Source organism: Pseudoalteromonas simplex (assembly GCF_015278155.1).
Classification (GTDB): domain Bacteria; phylum Pseudomonadota; class Gammaproteobacteria; order Enterobacterales; family Alteromonadaceae; genus Pseudoalteromonas; species Pseudoalteromonas simplex.
Genome location: NZ_JADILN010000005.1, coordinates 40,351 through 62,808, shown reverse-complemented (window position 1 = coordinate 62,808; position 22,458 = coordinate 40,351). Strand labels below are relative to the sequence as shown.

The window sequence follows — 22,458 nt, the reverse complement described above, 5'->3', positions numbered from 1 at the left end:
GTTTACCAATAATGGATAAATCGTTGTGCAGCAGGGTATGGATAAATGTGGCTAACTACACCTTGCTTATAATTGTATTGTGCTTGTCGCCAATAGGCTGGATCTTCAAGCTCTGGGTGTGTACTCAATAAATATTGCTTATACACCGGATTTGCTGTCACAAAGGTACATAATTGCTCTGGAAACACATCTTGCGGTGCCACAGAGTAACTTTGCTCATTGGTTAAGTAATCATCGTACGACTTTGCTTTTGGTAAGGCGCGAAAGTTCATGTCTGTTAGGTACTGAACTTCATCATAGTCGTAAAAAATAATGCGATTATGTTTACTTACCCCAAAGTTTTTCAACAGCATGTCGCCTGGGAAAATATTTACGGCGATCATTTCTTTTAAAGCTTGGCCATACTCTTCTATTGCTTCAAACGCTTGTTGTTCACTGGCATTTTCAAGATACAGATTTAACGGTGTCATGCGTCTTTCTATATACAAATGCTTGATGATTAACCATTCGCCTTCAATAATCATCGAAGAGCCAATCGTTTTATGTAACTCTGCAAGTAATTTACTATCAAATCGAGCCAGTGGAAATACGACGTTCGAATACTCTATGGTATCGGCCATGCGGCCAACACGGTCATGGCTTTTTACTAATTGATAGCGTTTTAATACGGTATCGCGGCCAAAGGGTTTGCTTTCTCCAAAGGTGTCTTTAATGACTTTAAATACATAACCAAACGACGGCAGGGTAAATACCATCATTACCATCCCGGGTGTACCAGGGGCAATTACAAGCTGATCGTTTGAATGATCTAAATGACTTAAAAACTCTCGGTAAAACTCGGTCTTACCTTGTTTATGAAAACCTATTGCATTGTATAGCTCTGCCAAGGTTTTGTTTGGCATAAGTTGATTTAAAAAGCGCACTAACGCTGATGGCGCATGGGTTTCAACCATGAAATAAGCGCGCGCAAAACCAAAGATAACCCGCATTTGCGATGATTTGGTGAGTAGGGCATCGAGGTATAACCCTTTGTCTTCATGGTGTAACACCGCAATAATAAATGGCTGTACGCCACTTTCTGATACAACGCGGCCAACAATATAAGCCGCTTTGTTTCGGTAAAACGGGGCTTGTAATATATCAAAGCGCATTTGCCATGCTTGATGATGTGTGTCGGGCGCTTGTTTATAAAAGGCTTTTACCAGCAAGCGAATATCGCGTTCTAAATCAACAAAGGGCGCTTTAAAATCAAACTGATTAATAATTTTGCGTATTGTGGGTCTTAAGCCATCAACAACAGGGTGGTAACTGCGGTATTCAACTTCCATTGGTAGTGCGGGGGCATCTGCAAGCGTTGCTTTTACAAAGATAAAGTCATTATTAAAATAACGACGATGAAATAAACGACAAAAAACAGAGTTGTAAAAGGTTTCGGCAAGTTCTGCCTGAGGGTGAAAGCGCAAAAATTGCTGATAAAGCTGTTTGGTTTCGAGCCAGCAGGTTTGATCTAAGGTAATAATTTGCTGTTCGTTGAGCGACTTGAGCTTAGCAATGGTTTCGTTAACCCGATCATCGTAATGGCTAATTCTGAGTTTGCTAATCTCATTTATTTTTTGCCAATCACGATGTGCAAACGCAAGTGGTGCTTTGGCTGTAATTGCTTGAAAGAGTTTATAGTGATTGCGAAACCCAGATAAAATTAACTCTGCAATGTGTTGTGGCTGCATATAAACTCCTTACTAATACCAACATAGAGCAATAACTCTATTGGTGTTAAGAATATGTTATTTATTCTTCAAACCCAATAGTAAAGTGTATTTAATTATAGCGAGCGAGTTTTTTCTCTAGATTTGCGAGTTTTTTATTAACACTTTTTACGTCGCGCCCGTATTGTTTGTTAATTGCTTTTAGCTGTTTGTTGATGTCTTTACTAATTTGCTTTGCTTCTTTGTCAGACAAAATTCGGTTTAAGCGCTGCTCTTGCTGGTACTGAGCTCGGTCTCGATCACGGCTTAAAATATCTAACCGGTGTTTATAGCTGCGAATTTCAGCTTCGAGGTTTCTGATAATTTGCTGGCGCTCAAGCTCGTTGAGCTCTTTAACAAAGTTTTGCGGTGCTTTTAAGTCTGGATCGGTTACTTGAATTTTATGCTTGGTTGCACGGCTACCACAGGGGAACTCACTGAATACCGTGCCTCTGTCTGTGACACATTTATAGTATTCTGTGGTGGCAGCAAGTGATGTGTTGGTAAAACAAAGTAGTGTAAGTGATATTAGATAAATGATTATGGCTTTCATGACGTCCGTGTCTCCTAATCAATTAAGGTATCTAATATCTAAAGCTAGCTCGAAATAATGATTTATCAATAAGCGCTAGGGCGTATATCGCTTCAGCTTTTTAATGCTTTGCACTAAGAATGGAATATCGAGCCCTTGTTCAATGGCAAAGCCTTGTGCTGCTGAAATGTTTTTAAAATTACCGTCTGAATCAATCAGGGTAATTCTGTCTTTCTTGAATGCGATAAATACATTTTGCGAGTAATTAACACCCGTGTCGTCATGGCGCTTGTATAAGTTACTGCCTAACATGCTTTGTTTAGCTAGGGTTTTGCAACCTAAATAATGGCCTACGCTGGTGGCGATAATATCGCTTGGCTGAATAAGGCCTTCGGTTTGTACAACTTTTTTATCTGAGCTGTATAAGCGAGAGGCTGTAACAATACCATTGCTCTGCTGTGCAAGACTAAAGGCAAATACGGCATTGGCTGATTCGCGAGCTTGTGTTTTAGCGTCTGCACGTACAAGGCGAACCGCTGGGTTTTGGTCGTCGTTATTAATAAATTCGAATTGCTCAAAACCATTAATTTGAATTGAGCGATTATCAGCAAGCCACGCAGGCAGTTGCTGTTTGTCTAGAATAGGGGCTTTGTAAAATGCTGGCAGGCCATACACTAAACTAAATAATGTATCTTCGGTTTCTACAGGTTGTAAGAACAAGTCTGTTTTACGTAATGCTGGCTCAGTGGCAACAAATTGCTCAAGGTCAGCATTATTTTCAAATACTAAAATATCGATAGTCGCACTCGACTCAGCTTTACACTCGGCAAGTGGAGTAGGTGCTAAGTAATCGATATTATGTGGGTCAAGCCTCACATCGTGTGCTTCTTTGTAGCTTTCTAGATCTAGCAAATCGTTTTTAGCTAATAAGCTTTTTGCTGTAGTAGGGTAAGACAACGGCAATACATTATCTTGTTTAGTGATATCAAATTTTAAATTGGCATCTGCCCAAATATGAATACTGTGGCTAAGTGCAAAACACACTAAAATTGTGCTGGTTGCATAGCGCGGGAACTTATATTGCTTTAAACGCGCCAAATGGTGCCAGGTGTAGTTACTGACTAATAATTGGAACGCTAAAATTAGCAGCACAATGCCGCCCGCAAGAATCGTTGTTAATGCCGGTGAGCTTGTTAAGCGGTGCCACAACAAAGAAACGATTTCAGGTAGCGCAGACGTGTTTAAGTGATAACCCAAGTTAAAATAAACATAGGCATCAAGCGTTAAGAATGACGCGCCGAGGGTTGCAATAATGGCTGCCATCCCTCGGATATGCCGAGGGTATGGAAACACTAAACTTAATGGAAATATCGTTAAAACAAAGGCAATAAAAGTAATAAAGCTGGTGTGGCTTAACCAGGTCACGAGCATATATACATAACCCATGAAGGTAGTCGGTGCACTGTCTGCAACTAAGTAGCTTAAGCTAATAAATAGCACTAACCCTATGTTTGCAAAGGTGAACCAATGGCCCCAACTTAAAAGCTGACTTACTTTTGAAGAAAACTGACTTTGTTGCGATAAATTCATAAATCTTATTTAACCGACTGTGCTAATGCTTTTGCAAAGTTGTCGGCAACAGCTTGTCTTTTCTCTGATGGTACATGCTCTTTTAAAATATGCGTGATAGAATTTCCTAAACACATAAGGCTTAAATCAACAGGCGCTTTGTGCTCTGTTAGTACATCAATCAGCTGATCAACGATTTGTTCTACTTGCTCATTAGAATATTTTGATATGATAGGCATCAGTTGGTTCGATAAAAAGAGTTATATTCCCGTATTTTAACACCAGAGGCGTGAAAAACAAAGATGACAATAGATGTTAAAAAATTAGTCGTTCATTATGTAGACAAAAAAGATGACGATACAGATATTCATTTACGCAATGATGAGATGGTTGTTAACGATAAAGTAGCCGTTTTTATAGAGCAGCTACACCATGCATATAATGGTAAGCCAGGTAAAGGCTACTGTGCATTCAGCGGCGAGAAAAACAGCATTGTAGCTTCGGCTATGCAAAGTTACCGTAACGACGAACTTGGCTTTTGGCACATGACAGAGCAAGCAACGAATGTGCTAAAGGAAGAGCTAAATAAGTATGCTTTTAACGAAACGGGTTATTTAGTTTTTTGCCATTATCAATATGTTGCAAGTGACTTCTTGTTAATTGCGATGATCAATATCAAAGAGCATTACTCAATTACTTCTGAGCTTGATTTAGCATCATCTCGTCACTTAGATATTTCGCGTATGCAACTAGCTGCACGTGTCGATTTAACTGCGTGGGATACACAACCAGAAGATAATCGCTATGTGTCGTTTATTAAAGGTCGTGCAGGTCGTAAAGTGGCTGACTTCTTTTTAGACTTTTTAGGCTGCGAAGAGGGCATTGATCCTAAACAGCAAAGCCAAGTTATGCTTAGTGCTGTAGAAGATTACTTATCTGAGCAACAATACGACAAGTCAGAAAAAGACGAGCTACGTAAGCAAGTTTTTGATTACTGTAATGATTGCGTAACCACAGGTGAAGATGCCAACGTTAAAGAGCTTTCTGCTACATTATCGAAAAATGACGACAGTCCATTTGAAAGCTTCTGCCAAGAGCAAAGTTATGACTTAGAAGAGTCGTTCCCTGTTGATAAGAAAACGGTTACCAGCATGGTGAAGTTCTCTGGCATGGGCGGCGGTGTTAGCGTGAGCTTTGAACGTAAACACTTAGGCGAGCGCGTCATGTATAACGAAGCAACCGATACACTGGTGATCAAAGGTATTCCACCTAATCTTAAAGACCAACTTCAGCGCTTTATGGAGCAAGACGAAAGTTAATTTGGCTCAAGCTTAAGCTTTAAGCGATAAGCCGATAGATATTATTTTTATAGCCCAGCACTTGCTGGGCTTTTTTATTTATAAGCAATTGTGCAAGGTGAATTTAACTAATATCAATGACGTTGCTATTGCTATATCGCTTAGTTTTAATACACTCAAGGTACAGACTTCCCCGATGGCTAAGGAGAGTCATTAATGAAACTTGCCCAACTAAATATTGCTCTTGCTAAATACCCATTGGATGCCCCAGAAATAAAAGATTTTGTAGATAATCTTGATTTAATAAATGGGGTGGCTGAAAACAGTGTTGGTTTTGTATGGCGATTAAAAGACGAATCAGGCGATGCCACCAATATTAAATTGTTTGATGATCCAAATATGATAATCAATATGTCTGTGTGGGAAAGGGTTGAAGATCTCAAAAATTTTATGTTTCGCACTCACCACAGAGATTTCATGCGCAGAAAAGGTGAATGGTTTCACCGCTTAGCAGAAGATAGCTATGTTTTATGGTGGATTGAAGATAACCATATTCCAACCCCTCAAGAGGCATTAGAAAGGTTGCAAAATCTTCGTGAAAACGGCGACACTCCCCATGCTTTTACATTTAAAAGTAATTTTACGGCTGAAGATCTAGGGGGTTAAATGGCTCTTTCATTTAATACACCGAGACTAAACGTCATTGAAATAGACTCTAATGCTGCAAAGTCAGAGCAAACTGCTTTAGTTAACGCTTTACCTGCGATATTAACCCCTGCTGTAGTTGCAAACTTACCTGGTTATTTTCAGGGGATAGATTCTATAGCTGCTGCTGAAAAGTGGCTGGCTAACATGCTGAACGAGTGCCGTTTACTAATGCTGCAATCTCAACAGCAAGAAGTTGTTGGCCTTTTATTTATCTATACCGAAAAGCATGATGCACATATAGGTTATTTGTTAGCTGAGCAATATTGGGGGCGGGGTCTTGCATTTGAGTTATTGCAGGGTTTTATCAATCTGGCTAGCACTCAGTCACACTGGCATAAGCTCATCGCAGGTGTTGATGAGTCTAATACACTATCAATTAAGCTTTTAAAAAAGTTGGCTTTTGAAGAGCAAGCATCTAATGAAAATGGCATGTTGTTTTTTGAATTTAATTTAAACCAAGGCACACAATAATGACAATAACCGCATTTTTAGTTAACTCTTTTAGTGCAAATAATACAGGCGGCAACCCAGCAGGTGTCGTGTTGAATGCAGATAAACTCACAAACGCAGAAAAACTGACGATTGCAAAAGAAATCGGTTTTTCAGAAACTGCATTTGTGGCGCAAGATCATGAAGTTGACTTTACTGTGTCATTTTTTACGACAACTGAAGAAGTTGATTTTTGTGGCCACGCAACCCTAGCGGTGTTTGCTACGCTCTTCGAACAAGGGTTATTAAAACCTGGCTATTACACTCAACGAACAAAAGCGGGCTTGTTAGGTGTAACAATTGCCGAAGACGGTCAAATTACCATGGAGCAAGCCTTGCCAAAGTACCTTGGCAACTTTGCTTATGACGACCTTGCAGGCTTATTAGGGCTTGATGAAACAATACTGGCAGAAACAGGCTTGCCAATCGATGTAATAACTACAGGATTGCCAGATATTATTGTTGCTGTGCCGAATGGCTACTTAGATAAAATCACTATCGACGAAGTGGCGCTTAGCGAGTTCTGCCAACAGCATAATGTGATTGGTGTGCATGCCTTTGAATTATGTGAAGAGCAAAGTGAGCTGACCGCAAGTTGTCGTAACTTTGCGCCTTTGGTTGGTATACCCGAAGAGTCAGCAACCGGTAGCGCCAGTGGCGCGCTTGCATGCTACTTATCAAAACACGTATTAGTACAGCAAGAAAACCATTTCAAGTTTGAACAAGGCCGAGCAATGGGGTGCAGTTCACATATTTCTGCCAGTGTTTATTCGGATGAGCAGAGTGTTTATAAGGTTCTTGTAGGTGGCTATGCCAATCACCTAGGTACACAAGATATTGCTTTATAAGAAAAATACACACAAAAAAGCCGCGTTATAAACGCGGCTTTTTTATTAAGTGACTAAATTAATCAGCCGCTAAGGTTTTTGCCATATCAGCACGGGCTCTGCCAGCAGGTTTAATTGAACCTGCACGAAGGCCGCTATCTGGAATAGCTGTACGCTTGTCATGCGCCATAGCCGCTGGTGTTGGCTCTGGCTCACTATCTGCAACTGGCGTAGGTTTTGCCATTGCAGCGCTTGCTGAACCTTTTACTAAAATAGTTTTTTCATTTTTAGCAGGTTCTACAGCTTTCACTGACTCTTCAGCTTGTGCTGGCTCTTTAGCTTTCACTGGTTCTTCAGTTTTAACTGGCTCTTCAGCTTTCACTGGTTCCTCAGCTTTCACTGGTTCTTCAGCTTTCACTGGTTCTTCAGTTTTAACTGACTCTTCAGCTTGCACTGGTTCTTCAGCTTTAACTGGCTCTTCAGCTTTAACTGGCTCTTCAGCTTTAACTGGTTCTTCAGTTTTAACTGGCTCTTCAGCTTTCAATGGTTCTTCAGCTTTCACTGGCACTTCAGCTTTAACTGGTTCTTCAGCTTTCACTGGTTCTTCAGTTTTCACTGGTTCTTCAGCTTTAACTGGTTCTTCAGCTTTAACTGGTTCTTCAGTTTTCACTGGTTCTTCAGCTTTAACTGGTTCTTCAGTTTTAACTGGTTCTTCAGTTTTAACTGGTTCTTCAGTTTTAACAGGCTCTTCAGCTTTTACAGGTTCTTCAGTTTCAGCCTGAGCCTGTTTTGCCTTTAGCTCAGCTTCATATTCAGCAGCAGCTTGATCTGCTACAGGAATAAATGCTGGCGCATCAGCTTTGTCATCACTCGACTTTTCATCATGCTCAGGGCGACGGCGACGTTGACCAGCAGCACGTAAGTGGCGAGGTGAACGACGAGATCGTGTACGAGGTTGAGCTTGTTCTTCATCAGTTGATGTTTCAACTACCGATTCAGTTTGCTCTGCTTGTTTAGGTTCAGCCTCAGCTTTTACTGGTTCTGCAGGTACTTGCTTTTCAGCAACAGGCTGTTCTGCTTGTTCAGTTTCAACTGCTACTTTTTCTTTTGCAGGCTTAGCTGGTTTTTCAGCTTTAGGTGCTTGCTCAGTTGTTTCAGTAGTTTGTACTGCTTTTGCTTCATCTGCGCTTTCATCTGTTACGCGAACTTTTTTGCGTAAGTTGCGACGTTGACGACGAACCTTAGGTTTAGTTTCCTTTGGTTGCTCAGATTTCGCCTCTGGTGCAGTGTCTTTATTCGTTTGTTCTACATCATCATTACGTTTTTCATTACGTTTTCTGTTGTTAGAATTACGACGACGTTTGTTGCGATTCTCGTTACCTTCTTTTTGCTCAGGCTTATTTGAAGTATTTGTGTTTTCTTCTTTAGCTTGTGCATCGTCAGGGCGTTTATTACGAGAGTTGCGACGGCGTTGGTTGTTGCTACGACGACGGTTGTCGTTGTTGCGACGATTATTGCTACGTCTTTGTGCTGCTTTTTTCTCTTCTTGCTCTTTTTCAGTTTCTTCTTCGGCATTGCTGAATAACGACTTGAAGAACTTACCAATTGCAGCAAATAATCCACCTTCTGACTTTTTAGCCGCAGGAGTCGTTTGCTCAGCTTTTGGTGCAGCTTGAGGTGCAGGTGTAGTAGGCATAACAACACCTTTAAGAACCGGCTCTTCACGAACTGGTGCTGAAGGCGCTTTAGCCATTTCAAATGCTTCTGGCTCAGGAGCAACAACTTGCTCGTAGCTTACTGTTTCGATTGTTTCGTCTTTACGTAAGCGAACTACTTCGTAATGTGGCGTTTCCATGTGTTGATTAGGAATGATCACAACATCAACGTTATGGCGCTTTTCGATGCGTTGAACACTACGACGTTTTTCGTTTAATAGGTAAGCGGCAACAGCCACAGGCACTTGTGCATTTACTTGTGATGTATTGTCTTTAATTGCTTCTTCTTCGATTAAACGAAGGATAGACAATGCAATTGATTCGTTAGAACGAATCGTACCTTGACCATTACAACGAGGACATGGGCCTTGGCTTGCTTCACCTAATGAAGGGCGTAAGCGCTGACGCGACATTTCAAGCAGACCAAAGCGTGAGATCTTACCAATCTGAACACGGGCACGGTCAGGGCGAGCAGCGTCTTTTAAACGATTCTCTACTTCGCGTTGGTGGCGTGGTGGAGTCATATCGATGAAGTCGATAACAATAAGACCACCTAAGTCACGTAAACGTAATTGACGGGCAATCTCGTCTGCTGCTTCTAAGTTAGTATTAAGTGCTGTTTCTTCGATATCACCGCCTTTAGTGGCTTTAGATGAGTTGATATCGATAGACGTAAGTGCTTCAGTTGGGTCAATTACAATTGAACCACCTGATGGTAAGCGAACTTCACGTTGAAAAGCAGATTCAATTTGGCTTTCAATTTGGTAGTGAGTGAATAGTGGTACATCGCCCTGATAAAGCTTAACGCGGCTCATGAAATCTGGACGGAATCGCTCAATATGCGCTTTCGCTTCTTCAAATACACGTGCTTTATCAATTAAAATTTCACCAATATCACGACGTAAATAGTCACGGATTGCGCGGAAAATTACGTTACTTTCTTGGTGAATTAAGAACGGAGCAGGGCCGCTATCAGCAGCTTGCTGAATCGCTTGCCAATGCACTAATAGTGCTTTTAAGTCGTACTCTAGTTCTTCAAATGATTTACCAACACCTGCTGTACGAACAATTAAGCCCATGCCTTTAGGTAGTTCTAAACGGCTTAGTGCTTCTTTAAGTTCAGTACGCTCATCACCTTCGATACGGCGAGAAATACCACCGGCACGAGGGTTGTTAGGCATAAGTACTAAATAGCTACCTGCAACGCTGATAAAAGTTGTTAACGCAGCGCCTTTTTGGCCACGCTCTTCTTTATCAACTTGCACAATGACTTCTTGGCCTTCTTTGATCACGTCACGGATATTTGGACGACCTTGGAATGTATAGCCTTGTGGGAAGTAGGTGCGAGCTATTTCTTTAAGAGGAAGGAAACCGTGTCTTTCAGCGCCATAATCAACAAAGGCAGCTTCTAGTGACGGTTCGATACGGGTAATTTTACCCTTGTAAATATTTGCTTTTTTTTGTTCGTGACCTGGGCTCTCTATGTCTAAATCATACAGGCGCTGGCCATCAACCAGTGCAACGCGCATTTCTTCTTGCTGCGTCGCATTGATTAGCATACGTTTCATATTGTTACTCTACTAATTCTGTCGCTGACATGACGATATAAACTCGTCTGTTCAGTGGTTTCTGACGGTTGTTTTTGTGCAGTCTCACGACTGGGTAAAGTCAAAACCTGAAGTTGTTTGCTTACATTGAGCATCACTATGTGTGGCTGACAATAACATGTTGTCACGTTATTAAATTCTTATAGGTGTCAAAACTGCCGCCAATTCTGCGGTTTTAATTTACGAGTTTTGTCCCGAAGTCGACCATGTTCAAATTTTTATTCAATGTCTTGCTACAACAGCTGCTTCTGAATGACGTTGCTACGTCGTCACTATCAGTCAATTTATCTTGTTCAATTGCTTTTTATGTTCATTAATCAACATTCGTGCTCAAATTATTCAGGCAATATATTACGCGCATCGCCGATAATTGAACGCTCGTGTTGGCTGGGTAATTATAAAAGCTTTGGAAAACTTAGCGCGGATCTGTATGATCGGCAACCCAGAATATGCTTCACGAATGTATTAATGTGATAAAAGCACCGTTGTTACTTGCAAACTTTATGTTCGCGATGGTGATTATCCCACTATTACAGTCGCGTTAGCAACTAAATTATTTACTTAAATCAGTGATTAGGCAATGTCAGAAAAAACCGGCTTACAAGTTTCGTTTGTTACCATAGGTGAAGACCATCTAGGTCAACGTATTGATAACTTTCTTATTACTCACCTAAAAGGTGTGCCTAAAAGTGCAGTTTATAAAATCCTTCGTAAAGGCGAAGTGCGAGTAAATAAAAAGCGCATAAAACCTGTCTACAAACTACAACTTAATGATGTGGTTCGTATTCCACCTATTAAAGTGGCCGAAAAAGAAGAGTTTGTGCCAAAGAAACTCGATAAAGTAAAACAACTTGAAGACGCCATTTTGTTTGAAGACAAGTATTTAATGGTGATCAACAAGCCTTCGGGTATGGCTGTGCATGGTGGTAGTGGCCTAAGTTATGGCTTAATCGAAGCACTTCGCGTACTTCGTCCTGAAGAGCGTAGTTTAGAGCTTGTACACAGACTAGACCGTGACACATCAGGTTGCTTGCTTATTTCTAAACGTCGTTCAGTGTTAACTGATTTACATAAACAGTTACGTGAAAAAACCATGGAGAAAAACTATTGGGCATTAGTTGATGGTCAATGGGATTCTAAAACGAAAAACGTTACCGAAGGACTTCGTAAAAACACCTTAAAGTCTGGTGAGCGTGTGGTGCGTGTTGATAATACTGAAGGTAAACCATCGCACACGCGTTTTCGTGTGCTTGAGCGATATGCTGAGTGCTCATTAGTACAAGCGTCGCCGGTAACGGGGCGTACTCACCAAATTCGTGTGCATACGCAATGTAAAGGTCATCCAATTGCTTGTGATGATAAATATGGCGTTGCAGAGTTCGATCAATACGTGAATAAACTGACTGGTTTAAATCGTTTGTTTTTACATGCCCACGATTTACGTTTTATGCACCCTAAAAATGAAACAACCATGCATGTTGAAGCGCCACTCGATAATGCACTTCAAAATTGTATCAAAAAGCTACGTGCAGATAATGAACAAGTTTAAGCTGGTTATTTTTGATTGGGATGGCACAGTGATGGACTCTGTGCCAAAAATTGTCACCTGCTTGCGAAATACTGCGCGAGACTTAGGTATTCCTGTTCCAACAGAGCAACAAGCGAAAGACGTTATTGGTTTATCGCTGGCAAAAGCCACTGAAGTGCTTTTTCCGGCGCATTTACATTTAAGCGACGAACTCGTTGCAGGTTACAAAGCACAGTACCGTGAGTTAGATGTTACACCTACACCTTTATTTAAAGATGTAGAATCCGTTTTAAAGCAGTTAAGCGATGCAGGTATGCAATTGGCTGTTGCTACCGGTAAAGGACGTGAAGGCATTGATAGGCTTCTTAATGAGTCAGGCCTTGGTAAGTACTTTGTGAATATAAAATGCTCTGACGATGCTGAGTCGAAGCCATCTCCAGATATGCTTGAGCAAATTTTACGTGAGCAGGGCATCGCAAAAAGCGATGCTGTGATGATTGGCGATAGCCAACTCGATATGGCAATGGCTAATGCCGCAGGCATTGCTTGTATTGGAGTGAGTTTTGGTGCCCATAGCCCGGCGCAGTTGCAACAACATACGCCGTTATGTGTTGTTGATTCATACCAACAACTTTTGCAGGTTTTAACTACGCCCCTTGCAGCGTTAACACGTCAACATCAAACTCAGCCAGCACTTTAGTTAATGTGATCAGTGGCAGGCCTATCAATGTATTAGGGTCATCGCCACTGAGCTTTTCAAATAAACAGATGCCTAATCCTTCACTTTTAAAGCTACCTGCACAGTTGTATGGCTGCTCTGCATCGCAATAAGCATTGATCTGCTCATGTGTGAGTGTTTTAAATGTCACATCAAATGGCACTACTGTGGTAATTGCTTTATCGCTTTGTATATCAAAAACACTTAAACCCGTTAAAAAGGTAACTGTATGGCCACTAAATGATGATAGCTGCTTAATGGCATTCTCTTTAGTATGAGGTTTACCTAAAATTGTATCGTTGAATACCGCAACTTGATCAGAGCCGATCACCAAACCTTCACTATAATGTTGTTTGGCAACTCGGGCTTTTTGCTCGCTTAAACGAGCAACTAATTGCTCTGGTGTTTCAGCTGCGATAGGGGACTCATCAATATCTGGAGAAAAACTTTGAAAAGGTAAGTTAAACTTAGTTAATAATTGCTGTCTAAATGGTGAGCTTGACGCTAATATAAGTGTTGGTTTCATAATAAATTCTGGATGAAAATTGTATTTTGCCAAGGATAAGCCACAATGAATCCGAAAACAAAGCAGAAGATCGTTAAAAACCTACCAAAATTGGTTTTTTACTTTGACTAACTTACTAACTATCTATATGATGCAGCCCCTATGCAAAAGGTGAAAATTCCCATCACTCTTCATCCCAGCAAAGCAGCTCAACATCGTTTAACGTATGACGGTATTGTCCCGCTTGAAAAACTTTCTCGTTTAGAGCAAGTTGTGCAGGAGGAAGCAGGTGAAATAGCGGTAAAGATTCATTGCAAAATTGACGAGCAAGGTTTAGTGGTAATAAGTGGTAACTTATCAACACATGTAACTGTAACTTGCCAACGCTGTAATGGAGAATTAGGGTTGGATTTGGAACAAGACTTTGTGTATTCGCCAATTGGTTTGGATGCAGAGTCAGATCATCTACCTGAAGGTTACGATGAAGTAGAGCTGGACGAAAACGGTGAAATCAACGTATTTGAGTTAATCGAAGACGAACTGATTTTAGCTATTCCAATAGTGCCTACTCACAACGAAGCTTCATGCAGTTATTCATCAGAGCCTACTAGCTTTGGTAAATTAGCAGCAAAAGATGACAAACCAAATCCATTTGATATTTTGAAACAACTTAAGAAAGATTCTTAGGAGAAGACTAATGGCTGTACAAAAAAGCAAAAAGTCTCGTGCAAGACGCGGCATGCGCCGTTCACACGATGCGATCAGTGGTCCAACTTTAACTGTAGATCAAGTTTCTGGTGAGACTCACCGTCGTCACCACGTAACTGCTGACGGTTACTACAAAGGCGTTAAAGTAATTTCTAACTAAGAGATTGCTATATGCTGACCAATCTAACCATAGCGTTAGATATGATGGGGGGCGATTACGGCCCCCGTTCATCTATCCCCGCTGCTGTGCAAGCGGTAAATGCTAATACCAACTTAAGACTCATCTTATGTGGTAATCAGCAAGTTATTCTAAAAGAACTCGAAGCACTCGATTCTGTTTCACACCCTCGTTTAATTATTCGCCATTGTAGCGAAGTCGTCACAAATGCGTGTGAACCTGCTTCAGCGGTTCGTTCTAAAAAAGATTCATCAATGCGAGTTGCCCTCGATTTAGTTAAATCGGGTGAAGCGCAAGCGTGTGTAAGCTCTGGTAATACAGGCGCGTTATTTTTTATGGCGCATTATGTATTAAAGATGCTTCCAGGCGTAAAACGTCCTGCATTAATCTCTGCTGTTCCAACCGAACGTAAAAATCCTGTTTATTTACTTGATTTAGGCGCTAATGTGCATTGTGATGCACAAACCCTTTATCAATTTGGCATTATGGGTTCTGTGGTAGCAGGGCAGGCACTTGGGTGTGATAACCCAAGAGTTAGTTTATTGAATATTGGCTCTGAAGACATCAAAGGGCATGAAGGAATAAAACAAGCTGCACAGTTAATGCAGCAGTGTGAATATCTCAACTACACAGGTTACAGTGAAGGTAGCGATATTTTCAGCGGAAAAGCCGATGTTATTGTGTGCGAAGGATTTGTTGGTAATGTGGCATTAAAAACCTGTGAAGGTATTGCTAAACTGATCATGCATAAACTCACCAAAGCCTTACACAAACATTTCTTATACAAAAGTTTAGCGTTTTTATTGCGTCCAGTGATAAAAAAACTCTACAAGCGGGTGAACCCCGACCAGTATAACGGCGCAAGTCTGGTAGGATTGCGCGGTATTGTTGTTAAAAGCCATGGCAATGCCTCACCAAAGGCGTTTCATGCTGCTATTGATGAAGCCGCGCGGGAAGTCGAACGCCAACTCCCTGAAAAAATCGCTGCGATTTTTGAGCAAACACATCCAACAACAAAGTAGTGCAGCATATCTAAAACTTGTTATGCTGCCTGCTACAGAATATTTTTTTGTTTAATTATAAGAGCAAAGTATGGCACATAAAATTGCACTCGTATTTCCAGGTCAAGGCTCACAAACTGTGGGCATGTTATCTGAACTATTAGCTGATTCTCAAATTGCTAAAGCAACATTCGCTGAAGCATCTGAAGCTCTTGGCTATGATCTAGCTGCACTTGTACTAAATGGTCCAGAAGAAGAATTAAATCAAACCCATCGTACACAACCAGCACTTCTTACAGCTAGTGTTGCTATTTACCGTCAATGGTTAGACGCAAACCCTGATGCCGATGTTGTTATGGCTGGTCACAGTTTAGGCGAGTATTCAGCATTAGTTTGTGCTGGCGTTGTAAGCTTAAGCGAAGCAGTTAAACTAGTAGAAAATCGTGGTTTATATATGCAAGAAGCAGTACCTGCGGGTGTTGGTTCTATGGCTGCAATCATCGGCTTAGGTGACGACGAAATCAAAGCAGCGTGTGAAGCATCAGCAAATGGTGAAGTGGTTTCACCAGTGAACTACAACTCACCAGGTCAGGTTGTTATTGCCGGCCATAAAGCGGCAGTTGAGCGTGCATCAGAAGCATGTAAAGAAGCAGGTGCTAAACGTGCTTTACCACTTGCAGTAAGCGTACCTTCTCACTGTGAACTAATGAAACCAGCTGCAGAGAAATTAGCTGCTGATTTAGCCACTTTAACATTTAATACACCTAAGTGTGATGTAATCAACAACGTTGATGTAAAAGCTGAGCAATCAAGTGAAGCAATTAAAGATGCATTAGTACGCCAACTATACAGCCCAGTACGCTGGACTGAAACTGTACAAGCATTAGTTGCGCAAGGTATCACACAAAGCTATGAGTTTGGCCCAGGTAAAGTATTAACGGGCCTTGCTAAACGAATTGATAAAGCAATGGTATGTGCTGCGGTTAATACGCAAGCTGCTATTGATGAAGCGAAATAAGTAGGAATAGAATGACAAATTTATTTTCTCTTGAGGGCAAGGTTGTCCTAATCACTGGTGCAAGCCGTGGTATTGGTAAAGCGATTGCAAATACGCTAGTTGCACAAGGTGCAAAAGTAGCGGGTACTGCAACAAGCGAATCAGGTGCTGCTAAAATCAGTGAATATCTAGGTGACAACGGTAAAGGTTATGCCCTTAACGTTACAGATCCTGAATCGATTGAGGCGACACTTGCTGCGATCAAGGCTGATTTAGGCGATATCGACGTATTAGTTAACAATGCGGGTATTACTCGCGATAACTTATTAATGCGTATGAAAGACGGTGAGTGGGATGACATCATCGATACTAACCTAAGCTCAATTTTCCGTTTATCAAAGGCTGTTTTACGCCCTATGATGAAAAAGAAAAATGGTCGTATCATTAATATCGGTTCTGTAGTTGGCACTATGGGTAATGCGGGTCAAGCTAACTATGCTGCAGCGAAAGCGGGTGTAATTGGTTTTACTAAGTCATTAGCACGCGAAGTGGCATCACGTGGCATCACAGTGAACGTTGTTGCACCGGGTTTTATCCAAACAGATATGACAGACGAGCTGACTGAAGACCAAAAAGCAGCTACGCTTGCAAATGTACCTGCAGGGCGTTTAGGTCAACCTGAAGAAATCGCTGCTGCGGTATGCTATTTAGCATCTGACGCTGCTGCGTATGTATCAGGCGAAACATTGCACGTAAATGGCGCGATGTACATGGTTTAATGAAAGTTAGCAAAAATTTGCTAGCGAAAGATTATCGAAAATTGTTGAAATTTTTGTGATCTTGCTTTAAACATACTTGAATTCGCTATGAAAATAAGCGATAAATGAACAAATACTATTCGAGAGGTTTGACCAGATAAGTAATTATCAGCAAATCCTTGAATCACAGAATTATGCGGCGTAAACTACGCCGCAATCTGAAAATAACGCATTGGCGTTTTTAATAAAGGAAAGAAGAATGAGCGACATCCAAGAACGCGTAAAGAAAATTATCATTGAGCAACTAGGTGTTAAAGAAGAAGAAGTAAAACATGAAGCTTCTTTCGTTGACGACTTAGGTGCTGATTCACTTGACACTGTAGAACTAGTAATGGCTCTTGAAGAAGAGTTCGACACTGAGATCCCAGACGAAGAAGCTGAAAAGATCACTACAGTTCAAGCTGCAATCGATTACGTTACAGCTCACGCTGAGTAATTTTACGCATTTTGATTTTAAGGGCAGCATTAAGCTGCCCTTAGTCTATCTATAGAATGATACTAATAAATTTGGTATACACCCCACCTAAAATAATTTCCTTATTGGAGGCAACCCGTGGCTAAACGTCGAGTCGTCGTAACTGGCTTAGGAATGTTGACACCGCTAGGTAATGATGTTGAATCTACTTGGCAAGGTTTGTTAAACGGTAAAAGTGGTATTCAAACTATCACGCATTTCGATACCTCAAGTTTCGGCACCAAATTCGCAGGTTTGCTGAATGACTTTGATGCATCAGCTTACATGTCACCGAAAGATGCAAAGAAAATGGATTTGTTTATCCAATATGGCATTGCAGCGGGTGTACAAGCACTACAAGATTCTGGTCTAGAGATCACTGAAGAAAACGCCACTCGTGTTGGTGTAGCAGTGGGTTCTGGCATCGGTGGTTTAACTTTAATTGAAGAAAACCACATTAAACTATTAAATAGCGGCCCGCGTAAGCTTTCTCCGTTCTACGTGCCTTCGACCATTATCAATATGATCTCTGGTCATTTATCGATTATGCACGGTTTACGTGGCCCTAACATTTCAATCGTTACAGCCTGTACTACAGGTCTACATAACATTGGTCATGCTGCGCGTATGATTGCATACGGCGATGCAGATGCAATGGTAGCCGGTGGTGCTGAAAAAGCATCGACACCAATTGGTATGGGTGGCTTTAATGCGGCACGTGCATTATCAACTCGTAACGACGATCCACAAGCAGCATCTCGTCCTTGGGATAAAGACCGTGATGGTTTTGTTCTTGCTGATGGTGCTGGTGTTATCGTACTTGAAGAATATGAGCATGCTAAAGCACGTGGCGCGAAGATCTACGCTGAACTCGTTGGTTTTGGTATGAGTGGCGATGCATATCACATGACATCTCCACCTGAAGACGGTGCAGGCGCAGCTCTAGCGATGGAAAATGCCCTAAACGATGCACAAGTTAATGCAGACCAAGTTGGTTACATTAATGCTCACGGTACATCGACGAATGCAGGCGATAAAGCCGAAACATCCGCTGTTAAAACTATTTTTGGCGATGCAGCGAAAGATGTGATGGTAAGTTCATCTAAATCAATGATGGGTCACTTGTTAGGTGCAGCAGGCTCGGTAGAGTCAATTATTACTATCTTGTCACTTGTTGACCAGAAAGTAAGCCCTACAATCAACCTTGATAACCCAGATGAAGGCTGTGATTTAGACTACGTACCGCACACTGCACGTGACGCTAAATTGGATTACGCACTATGTAATTCATTTGGTTTTGGTGGTACTAATGGCTCGTTGCTGTTTAAAAAGGTATAATTCTTTTTAACAACGGACTAAAAAGAAGAGCCCAGTTGTTTAACTGGGCTTTTTTGTATGAATAAATTAAAACAAACAATAAAAATAGTCACACCAGACACCACAATAAGCACGCAAGATCGTGGCTTAAATTATGGTGATGGCTTTTTTACCACAGCCTCTGTGATGAATTCTGTCGTTGAGCACTGGGATTTACACAAAGCGCGTTTAGATGAATGCGCGCAAAGACTATTTTTCCCCGAATTAGATTTATCTGCAATTGAGCGTGAAGTTAACCACGCAATCAGTGATACACAAACCGGTATTTTAAAAATAGTTGTCACCCGTGGTGCAGGTGGGCGTGGTTATGGCTTACCAGACACACCAAGTATCCAAGTGCTGATCAGTACCATGCCTGCAGTTTCACACTATAAAAGTTGGCAGCAGCAGGGGGCAAACCTTGAAATCAGTGACGTGAAACTTGCACATCAACCTTTACTTGCAGGCTTAAAAACATTGAACCGTTTAGAGCAAGTGCTTATCAAAAAGCAAATGAGCAGCCTTGAATGTGATGACGTTGTTGTACTTGACTATGATAACAATGTGATTGAGTGCTCTGCTGCAAATATTTTTGCTATTAAAGACGGTCAAGTTATATCACCTAAGTTAGACCGCTGCGGCATCACTGGGGTTTATCTCAGCGCTTTATGTGATAAGTTAGCCATTGAATTTAAAGCAATCCAACTAGATGAGCTTTTAGCTATGGATGCCGTATTTATGTGTAACAGTTTAATGGGCGTGGTGCCCGTTGCACGAATTGCTGATACACAGTTTGATATTGAATGCAGTAAAGCGCTATTAACGGCGCAGTTTGCCAAGGAGAGTGTGTGATAAAAGTCATTGTTAGCGTGCTGTTATTAGCATTGCTATGTTGTGGTATTGGCTATCAACAACTTCAATCAGCATTAAAAATGCCGTTAAAAGTTGAAAATAGTACTTTATTTAAAGTGGAGCGTGGCACCGGCTTTAATCAACTTTGCCAAGCATGGCAAACAAAGCAGTGGGTTGATAGTTGTTTTAAATTTCAGGTACTCGCTAAATTAGATCCTACGCTTACTGATTTAAAAGCGGGTCTTTATGAGCTGGATACCAGCGCCGTTATTGATAATATTCGTCGTATCAATCAAGGTGCACAAGCGAGCTTTAGCTTCACAATTATTGAAGGTCAGCCACTTCGTGACGTTGTTGCTAATATTCAAAAACAAGCGCATTTAAGCCAAGACTTAGATACAGAAAATTTAGCGACGCAGATAAGTAACACGCAAGAGAATTTAGAAGGCTGGTTGTTCCCTGATACCTATCACTACCACAGCGAAGATAGTGCCAGCGGCTTATTAAAACGCGCATACAACAAAATGCAGCAGGAATTAGACACCGCATGGCAAACTAGAGCGCCAGATTTAGTATTAAGTTCACCGTATGAAGCGTTAATACTGGCTTCTATCATCGAAAAAGAAACGGGTCTTGCTTCTGAGCGACCATTAATTTCTGCGGTATTTACCAATCGTTTAAAAACCAATATGCGCTTACAAACCGATCCAACGGTTATTTATGGTATTGGTGCTGATTTTGATGGCGATATAAAACGAAAAGATTTAACAACCTATACACCGTATAACACGTATAAGATAAAAGGCTTGCCGCCAACACCCATAGCCATGCCTTCGAAAGCAGCGATTTTGGCCGCGGTTAATCCACCTGAGTCAGAATATGTGTATTTTGTTGCGAAAGGGGATGGCAGCCATCAATTTTCGAAAACATTGCAAGAACATAATCGAGCGGTAAAGCAGTACCAATTAAACTAACAACCAGAATTGAGTCATATGACAGCGAAATTTATTGTGATTGAAGGCCTAGAAGGGGCCGGAAAATCAACGGCTATTGCCGTATGCCAAGCTTATTTAGAAAACAAGCAAGTCGATTTTATTAATGTACGTGAGCCTGGCGGTACAGCTATGGCTGAAGAGCTGCGTAATATCGTCAAACAGGCTCACCAAGAAACAGTGACCGGTGAAACAGAGCTGTTAATTATGTATGCAGCACGTTCGCAATTGGTTGCTAATGTTATTAATCCGGCACTTGAAAAGGGCACTTGGGTTTTAGGTGATCGCCATGATCTTTCCTCACAAGCATATCAAGGTGGTGGTCGTGGTATTGAACAAACTAAACTCTCTTTTTTAGCTAATATGGTGCTAAATGGTTTAAAGCCTGATTTAACTATTTATTTAGACATTGACCCAGCTGTGGGTCTTGCCCGTGCAAAAGGCCGTGGTGAACTTGATCGGATCGAACAAGAAGCATTAGGCTTTTTTGAGCGCACTCGCGAACGCTACCTTGAAATAGCTAAAACTGATAGCAGTATCAAAACAGTGGATGCAAACAAAACAATGCCAGAAGTACATGCGGCAATCACAACCGTGCTTGATAACTTTTTTGCAGGTTTAAATTAATATGCCTTTGCCATGGCTTGAAGGGCTTTATCAGCAACTTGCGCAAAGTTTTGCACAGCAACGCTTTCATCATGCACAGCTATTTAATGGTGATAAAGGTGTTGGCAAGCAACGTTTAGTCGATTCGCTCGCTGATGGACTACTTTGTACGTCACCTGTAAACTTAAAAGCCTGTGGCAATTGTAAAAGCTGCCAACTAAATCAAGCGGGTACTCATCCTGATAAACGTGTTGTAAAAGTAGAAGGCCAAACAATAGGCGTTGATGAAATTCGGGAGATCAGTGATTTTATCAACCATTCAGCAGCGCAAAATGGTAACAAAGTAGTGGTGCTTGAACAGTGTCATAAAATGACCACTGCAGCGGCTAATGCTTTATTAAAAACCCTTGAAGAGCCAAGTTTGCGCCGTTATTTATTGTTAACGTGCGAACAAACAGCATTATTACCTGCAACAATTTTAAGTCGCTGTGCGGTACACGAAATAAAGGTTAACCCAGAATATACAACACAATGGTTAGCATCACTGAACATTGCTAATTATTCATGGTTAGAGTTGTTCGCTAGACAGCCACTGCTTGTTCAGCAGTGGCAAAATGATAACCAACTTGAAGCTATTGATTCACTCTTTAAATTTGCAACTAAGCTAAAAGACAGCCATAATTTCAGTGCGTTAGTCGACATCCTTAATAAAGATCATAGCTTGGTTAATGTATTTGCCTTGTTTTTAACAGAGCATCTTAAAACGCAATTAGTATTAGGAATGGACTTTTTCAATTATCAAAAAGCACAATCTGCTATTTCAGAGTTTCTTTATAACAGCTCGCATGTGCTTGGCTTAAATATGGATCTAGCCATTTCACAATTAGCGTTTACTTTACGTGAAAGTCAAAATTAGGATATATCGTGCAAGAATTATTAGTAGATATCGAAGACTTAGAAGAATTATACCGCTGTTACATGCCTTATCTAAAAAATGGTGGTTTGTTTGTTCGCACTAATATGCGCTTTGAAATGGGTCATTCATTGGCTTTAAAAGTCACATTACCAGATGCACTCGAAGATGATGTAGTAACGGGTAAAGTTGCTTGGATCACACCACAAGGTGCACAAAGCTCAAACCCACCAGGTATCGGTGTTAATTTTATCGATGATAAAACCAATTTAAATGCGAAAATCGAAAAACTACTCGGTACTATGTTAAACTCAGGCAATCCGACCTATACCATGTAATAAA

General features: G+C 41.1%; 24 protein-coding genes. 18 read left to right on the top strand and 6 right to left on the bottom strand.

What is annotated here, in order from left to right; genetic code table 11:
• Positions 1–2 precede the first annotated feature (2 nt).
• The 4 genes from aceK to IRQ78_RS11725 all read right to left on the bottom strand — a co-directional run bounded on the left by aceK (position 3) and on the right by IRQ78_RS11725 (position 4,085).
• Entirely contained in the window at positions 3–1,727 is a 1,725-nt protein-coding gene (aceK, locus tag IRQ78_RS11740) for a bifunctional isocitrate dehydrogenase kinase/phosphatase (RefSeq protein WP_054554699.1), read from the bottom strand.
• Positions 1,728–1,818: 91 nt separating this feature from the next.
• A complete protein-coding gene (locus IRQ78_RS11735; RefSeq protein ID WP_194442301.1) occupies positions 1,819–2,298 on the bottom strand; it encodes a DUF4124 domain-containing protein in 480 nt (159 codons plus the stop codon).
• Positions 2,299–2,373: 75 nt separating this feature from the next.
• Positions 2,374–3,867: a DUF3413 domain-containing protein gene (locus IRQ78_RS11730; protein ID WP_194442299.1), complete on the bottom strand. Its 1,494-nt coding sequence runs from the start codon at positions 3,865–3,867 to the stop codon at positions 2,374–2,376.
• A gap of 5 nt (positions 3,868–3,872) precedes the next feature.
• Positions 3,873–4,085, bottom strand: a complete 213-nt coding sequence (locus tag IRQ78_RS11725; RefSeq protein ID WP_036967930.1) for a YejL family protein — start codon at positions 4,083–4,085, stop codon at positions 3,873–3,875.
• A 63-nt stretch (positions 4,086–4,148) separates the two neighbouring features.
• On the opposite strand from IRQ78_RS11725, the gene yejK reads away from it, so the two are divergent.
• From yejK to IRQ78_RS11705, 4 genes are all read left to right on the top strand, one after another.
• Positions 4,149–5,165: a nucleoid-associated protein YejK gene (yejK, locus tag IRQ78_RS11720; protein ID WP_054554703.1), complete on the top strand. Its 1,017-nt coding sequence runs from the start codon at positions 4,149–4,151 to the stop codon at positions 5,163–5,165.
• 195 nt (positions 5,166–5,360) lie between these two features.
• Positions 5,361–5,810 carry a DUF3291 domain-containing protein gene (locus IRQ78_RS11715; RefSeq protein WP_194442298.1) on the top strand — a complete coding sequence of 150 codons (450 nt, stop codon included), beginning with the start codon at positions 5,361–5,363 and terminating at the stop codon, positions 5,808–5,810.
• The gene (locus tag IRQ78_RS11710) at positions 5,811–6,323 is read left to right on the top strand and encodes a GNAT family N-acetyltransferase (protein ID WP_194442296.1); all 513 of its coding nucleotides are present in this window, start codon (positions 5,811–5,813) and stop codon (positions 6,321–6,323) included.
• Positions 6,323–7,189, top strand: coding sequence for a PhzF family phenazine biosynthesis protein (locus tag IRQ78_RS11705; RefSeq protein ID WP_194442294.1), 867 nt, complete (start codon positions 6,323–6,325; stop codon positions 7,187–7,189). The genes IRQ78_RS11710 and IRQ78_RS11705 overlap by 1 nt, the downstream gene beginning before the upstream one ends.
• Positions 7,190–7,247: 58 nt before the next feature.
• On the opposite strand, the gene rne is transcribed toward IRQ78_RS11705, so the two are convergent.
• Positions 7,248–10,451, bottom strand: a complete 3,204-nt coding sequence (rne, locus tag IRQ78_RS11700) for a ribonuclease E (protein WP_194442292.1) — start codon at positions 10,449–10,451, stop codon at positions 7,248–7,250.
• A gap of 619 nt (positions 10,452–11,070) precedes the next feature.
• On the opposite strand from rne, the gene rluC reads away from it, so the two are divergent.
• The gene (gene rluC / locus IRQ78_RS11695) at positions 11,071–12,039 is read left to right on the top strand and encodes a 23S rRNA pseudouridine(955/2504/2580) synthase RluC (RefSeq protein ID WP_054561362.1); all 969 of its coding nucleotides are present in this window, start codon (positions 11,071–11,073) and stop codon (positions 12,037–12,039) included.
• Entirely contained in the window at positions 12,026–12,718 is a 693-nt protein-coding gene (locus IRQ78_RS11690) for an HAD family hydrolase (RefSeq protein ID WP_194442290.1), read from the top strand. Before rluC ends, IRQ78_RS11690 begins: the two co-directional genes overlap by 14 nt.
• Here the strand turns inward: IRQ78_RS11690 and IRQ78_RS11685 are convergent.
• Positions 12,666–13,262 carry a Maf family protein gene (locus tag IRQ78_RS11685; protein WP_194442289.1) on the bottom strand — a complete coding sequence of 199 codons (597 nt, stop codon included), beginning with the start codon at positions 13,260–13,262 and terminating at the stop codon, positions 12,666–12,668. The two genes, IRQ78_RS11690 and IRQ78_RS11685, sit on opposite strands and share 53 nt — an antisense overlap.
• Before the next feature lie 141 nt (positions 13,263–13,403).
• Between IRQ78_RS11685 and yceD the strand changes: the two genes are divergently transcribed.
• The 12 genes from yceD to IRQ78_RS11625 all read left to right on the top strand — a co-directional run bounded on the left by yceD (position 13,404) and on the right by IRQ78_RS11625 (position 22,454).
• Positions 13,404–13,928, top strand: a complete 525-nt coding sequence (gene yceD, locus IRQ78_RS11680) for a 23S rRNA accumulation protein YceD (protein WP_054554711.1) — start codon at positions 13,404–13,406, stop codon at positions 13,926–13,928.
• A 10-nt stretch (positions 13,929–13,938) separates the two neighbouring features.
• Positions 13,939–14,109, top strand: a complete 171-nt coding sequence (gene rpmF, locus IRQ78_RS11675) for a 50S ribosomal protein L32 (protein ID WP_036967969.1) — start codon at positions 13,939–13,941, stop codon at positions 14,107–14,109.
• 11 nt (positions 14,110–14,120) lie between these two features.
• Positions 14,121–15,149 (top strand): phosphate acyltransferase PlsX, encoded by a 1,029-nt coding sequence (plsX, locus tag IRQ78_RS11670; RefSeq protein ID WP_054554712.1) that lies wholly within the window; start codon positions 14,121–14,123, stop codon positions 15,147–15,149.
• 70 nt (positions 15,150–15,219) lie between these two features.
• Positions 15,220–16,146 carry an ACP S-malonyltransferase gene (gene fabD / locus IRQ78_RS11665; RefSeq protein ID WP_194442287.1) on the top strand — a complete coding sequence of 309 codons (927 nt, stop codon included), beginning with the start codon at positions 15,220–15,222 and terminating at the stop codon, positions 16,144–16,146.
• A gap of 11 nt (positions 16,147–16,157) precedes the next feature.
• Entirely contained in the window at positions 16,158–16,904 is a 747-nt protein-coding gene (gene fabG, locus IRQ78_RS11660) for a 3-oxoacyl-ACP reductase FabG (RefSeq protein WP_054554714.1), read from the top strand.
• Positions 16,905–17,142: 238 nt separating this feature from the next.
• On the top strand, positions 17,143–17,379 hold the full coding sequence (gene acpP, locus IRQ78_RS11655; RefSeq protein WP_016707440.1) for an acyl carrier protein: 237 nt from the start codon (positions 17,143–17,145) through the stop codon (positions 17,377–17,379).
• A 117-nt stretch (positions 17,380–17,496) separates the two neighbouring features.
• On the top strand, positions 17,497–18,735 hold the full coding sequence (fabF, locus tag IRQ78_RS11650) for a beta-ketoacyl-ACP synthase II (RefSeq protein WP_054554715.1): 1,239 nt from the start codon (positions 17,497–17,499) through the stop codon (positions 18,733–18,735).
• A gap of 57 nt (positions 18,736–18,792) precedes the next feature.
• Positions 18,793–19,605 (top strand): aminodeoxychorismate lyase, encoded by an 813-nt coding sequence (pabC, locus tag IRQ78_RS11645; RefSeq protein ID WP_166339274.1) that lies wholly within the window; start codon positions 18,793–18,795, stop codon positions 19,603–19,605.
• Positions 19,602–20,579, top strand: coding sequence for an endolytic transglycosylase MltG (gene mltG, locus IRQ78_RS11640; protein ID WP_166339272.1), 978 nt, complete (start codon positions 19,602–19,604; stop codon positions 20,577–20,579). Before pabC ends, mltG begins: the two co-directional genes overlap by 4 nt.
• 18 nt (positions 20,580–20,597) lie before the next feature.
• The gene (gene tmk / locus IRQ78_RS11635; RefSeq protein WP_194442286.1) at positions 20,598–21,224 is read left to right on the top strand and encodes a dTMP kinase; all 627 of its coding nucleotides are present in this window, start codon (positions 20,598–20,600) and stop codon (positions 21,222–21,224) included.
• Position 21,225: 1 nt separating this feature from the next.
• A complete protein-coding gene (locus IRQ78_RS11630) occupies positions 21,226–22,119 on the top strand; it encodes a DNA polymerase III subunit (RefSeq protein WP_194442284.1) in 894 nt (297 codons plus the stop codon).
• Positions 22,120–22,127: 8 nt separating this feature from the next.
• Positions 22,128–22,454, top strand: coding sequence for a PilZ domain-containing protein (locus IRQ78_RS11625; protein WP_054554720.1), 327 nt, complete (start codon positions 22,128–22,130; stop codon positions 22,452–22,454).
• Positions 22,455–22,458 lie beyond the last annotated feature (4 nt).

Excerpts from the sequence above, each read along its gene's own strand:
- aceK (WP_054554699.1), bottom strand. The coding sequence starts at position 1,727 with ATGCAGCCACAACACATTGCAGAGTTAATTTTATCTGGGTTTCGCAAT.
- IRQ78_RS11735 (WP_194442301.1), bottom strand. The coding sequence starts at position 2,298 with ATGAAAGCCATAATCATTTATCTAATATCACTTACACTACTTTGTTTT.
- IRQ78_RS11730 (WP_194442299.1), bottom strand. The coding sequence starts at position 3,867 with ATGAATTTATCGCAACAAAGTCAGTTTTCTTCAAAAGTAAGTCAGCTT.
- IRQ78_RS11725 (WP_036967930.1), bottom strand. The coding sequence starts at position 4,085 with ATGCCTATCATATCAAAATATTCTAATGAGCAAGTAGAACAAATCGTT.
- yejK (WP_054554703.1), top strand. The coding sequence starts at position 4,149 with ATGACAATAGATGTTAAAAAATTAGTCGTTCATTATGTAGACAAAAAA.
- IRQ78_RS11715 (WP_194442298.1), top strand. The coding sequence starts at position 5,361 with ATGAAACTTGCCCAACTAAATATTGCTCTTGCTAAATACCCATTGGAT.
- IRQ78_RS11710 (WP_194442296.1), top strand. The coding sequence starts at position 5,811 with ATGGCTCTTTCATTTAATACACCGAGACTAAACGTCATTGAAATAGAC.
- IRQ78_RS11705 (WP_194442294.1), top strand. The coding sequence starts at position 6,323 with ATGACAATAACCGCATTTTTAGTTAACTCTTTTAGTGCAAATAATACA.
- rne (WP_194442292.1), bottom strand. The coding sequence starts at position 10,451 with ATGAAACGTATGCTAATCAATGCGACGCAGCAAGAAGAAATGCGCGTT.
- rluC (WP_054561362.1), top strand. The coding sequence starts at position 11,071 with ATGTCAGAAAAAACCGGCTTACAAGTTTCGTTTGTTACCATAGGTGAA.
- IRQ78_RS11690 (WP_194442290.1), top strand. The coding sequence starts at position 12,026 with ATGAACAAGTTTAAGCTGGTTATTTTTGATTGGGATGGCACAGTGATG.
- IRQ78_RS11685 (WP_194442289.1), bottom strand. The coding sequence starts at position 13,262 with ATGAAACCAACACTTATATTAGCGTCAAGCTCACCATTTAGACAGCAA.
- yceD (WP_054554711.1), top strand. The coding sequence starts at position 13,404 with ATGCAAAAGGTGAAAATTCCCATCACTCTTCATCCCAGCAAAGCAGCT.
- rpmF (WP_036967969.1), top strand. The coding sequence starts at position 13,939 with ATGGCTGTACAAAAAAGCAAAAAGTCTCGTGCAAGACGCGGCATGCGC.
- plsX (WP_054554712.1), top strand. The coding sequence starts at position 14,121 with ATGCTGACCAATCTAACCATAGCGTTAGATATGATGGGGGGCGATTAC.
- fabD (WP_194442287.1), top strand. The coding sequence starts at position 15,220 with ATGGCACATAAAATTGCACTCGTATTTCCAGGTCAAGGCTCACAAACT.
- fabG (WP_054554714.1), top strand. The coding sequence starts at position 16,158 with ATGACAAATTTATTTTCTCTTGAGGGCAAGGTTGTCCTAATCACTGGT.
- acpP (WP_016707440.1), top strand. The coding sequence starts at position 17,143 with ATGAGCGACATCCAAGAACGCGTAAAGAAAATTATCATTGAGCAACTA.
- pabC (WP_166339274.1), top strand. The coding sequence starts at position 18,793 with ATGAATAAATTAAAACAAACAATAAAAATAGTCACACCAGACACCACA.
- tmk (WP_194442286.1), top strand. The coding sequence starts at position 20,598 with ATGACAGCGAAATTTATTGTGATTGAAGGCCTAGAAGGGGCCGGAAAA.
- IRQ78_RS11630 (WP_194442284.1), top strand. The coding sequence starts at position 21,226 with ATGCCTTTGCCATGGCTTGAAGGGCTTTATCAGCAACTTGCGCAAAGT.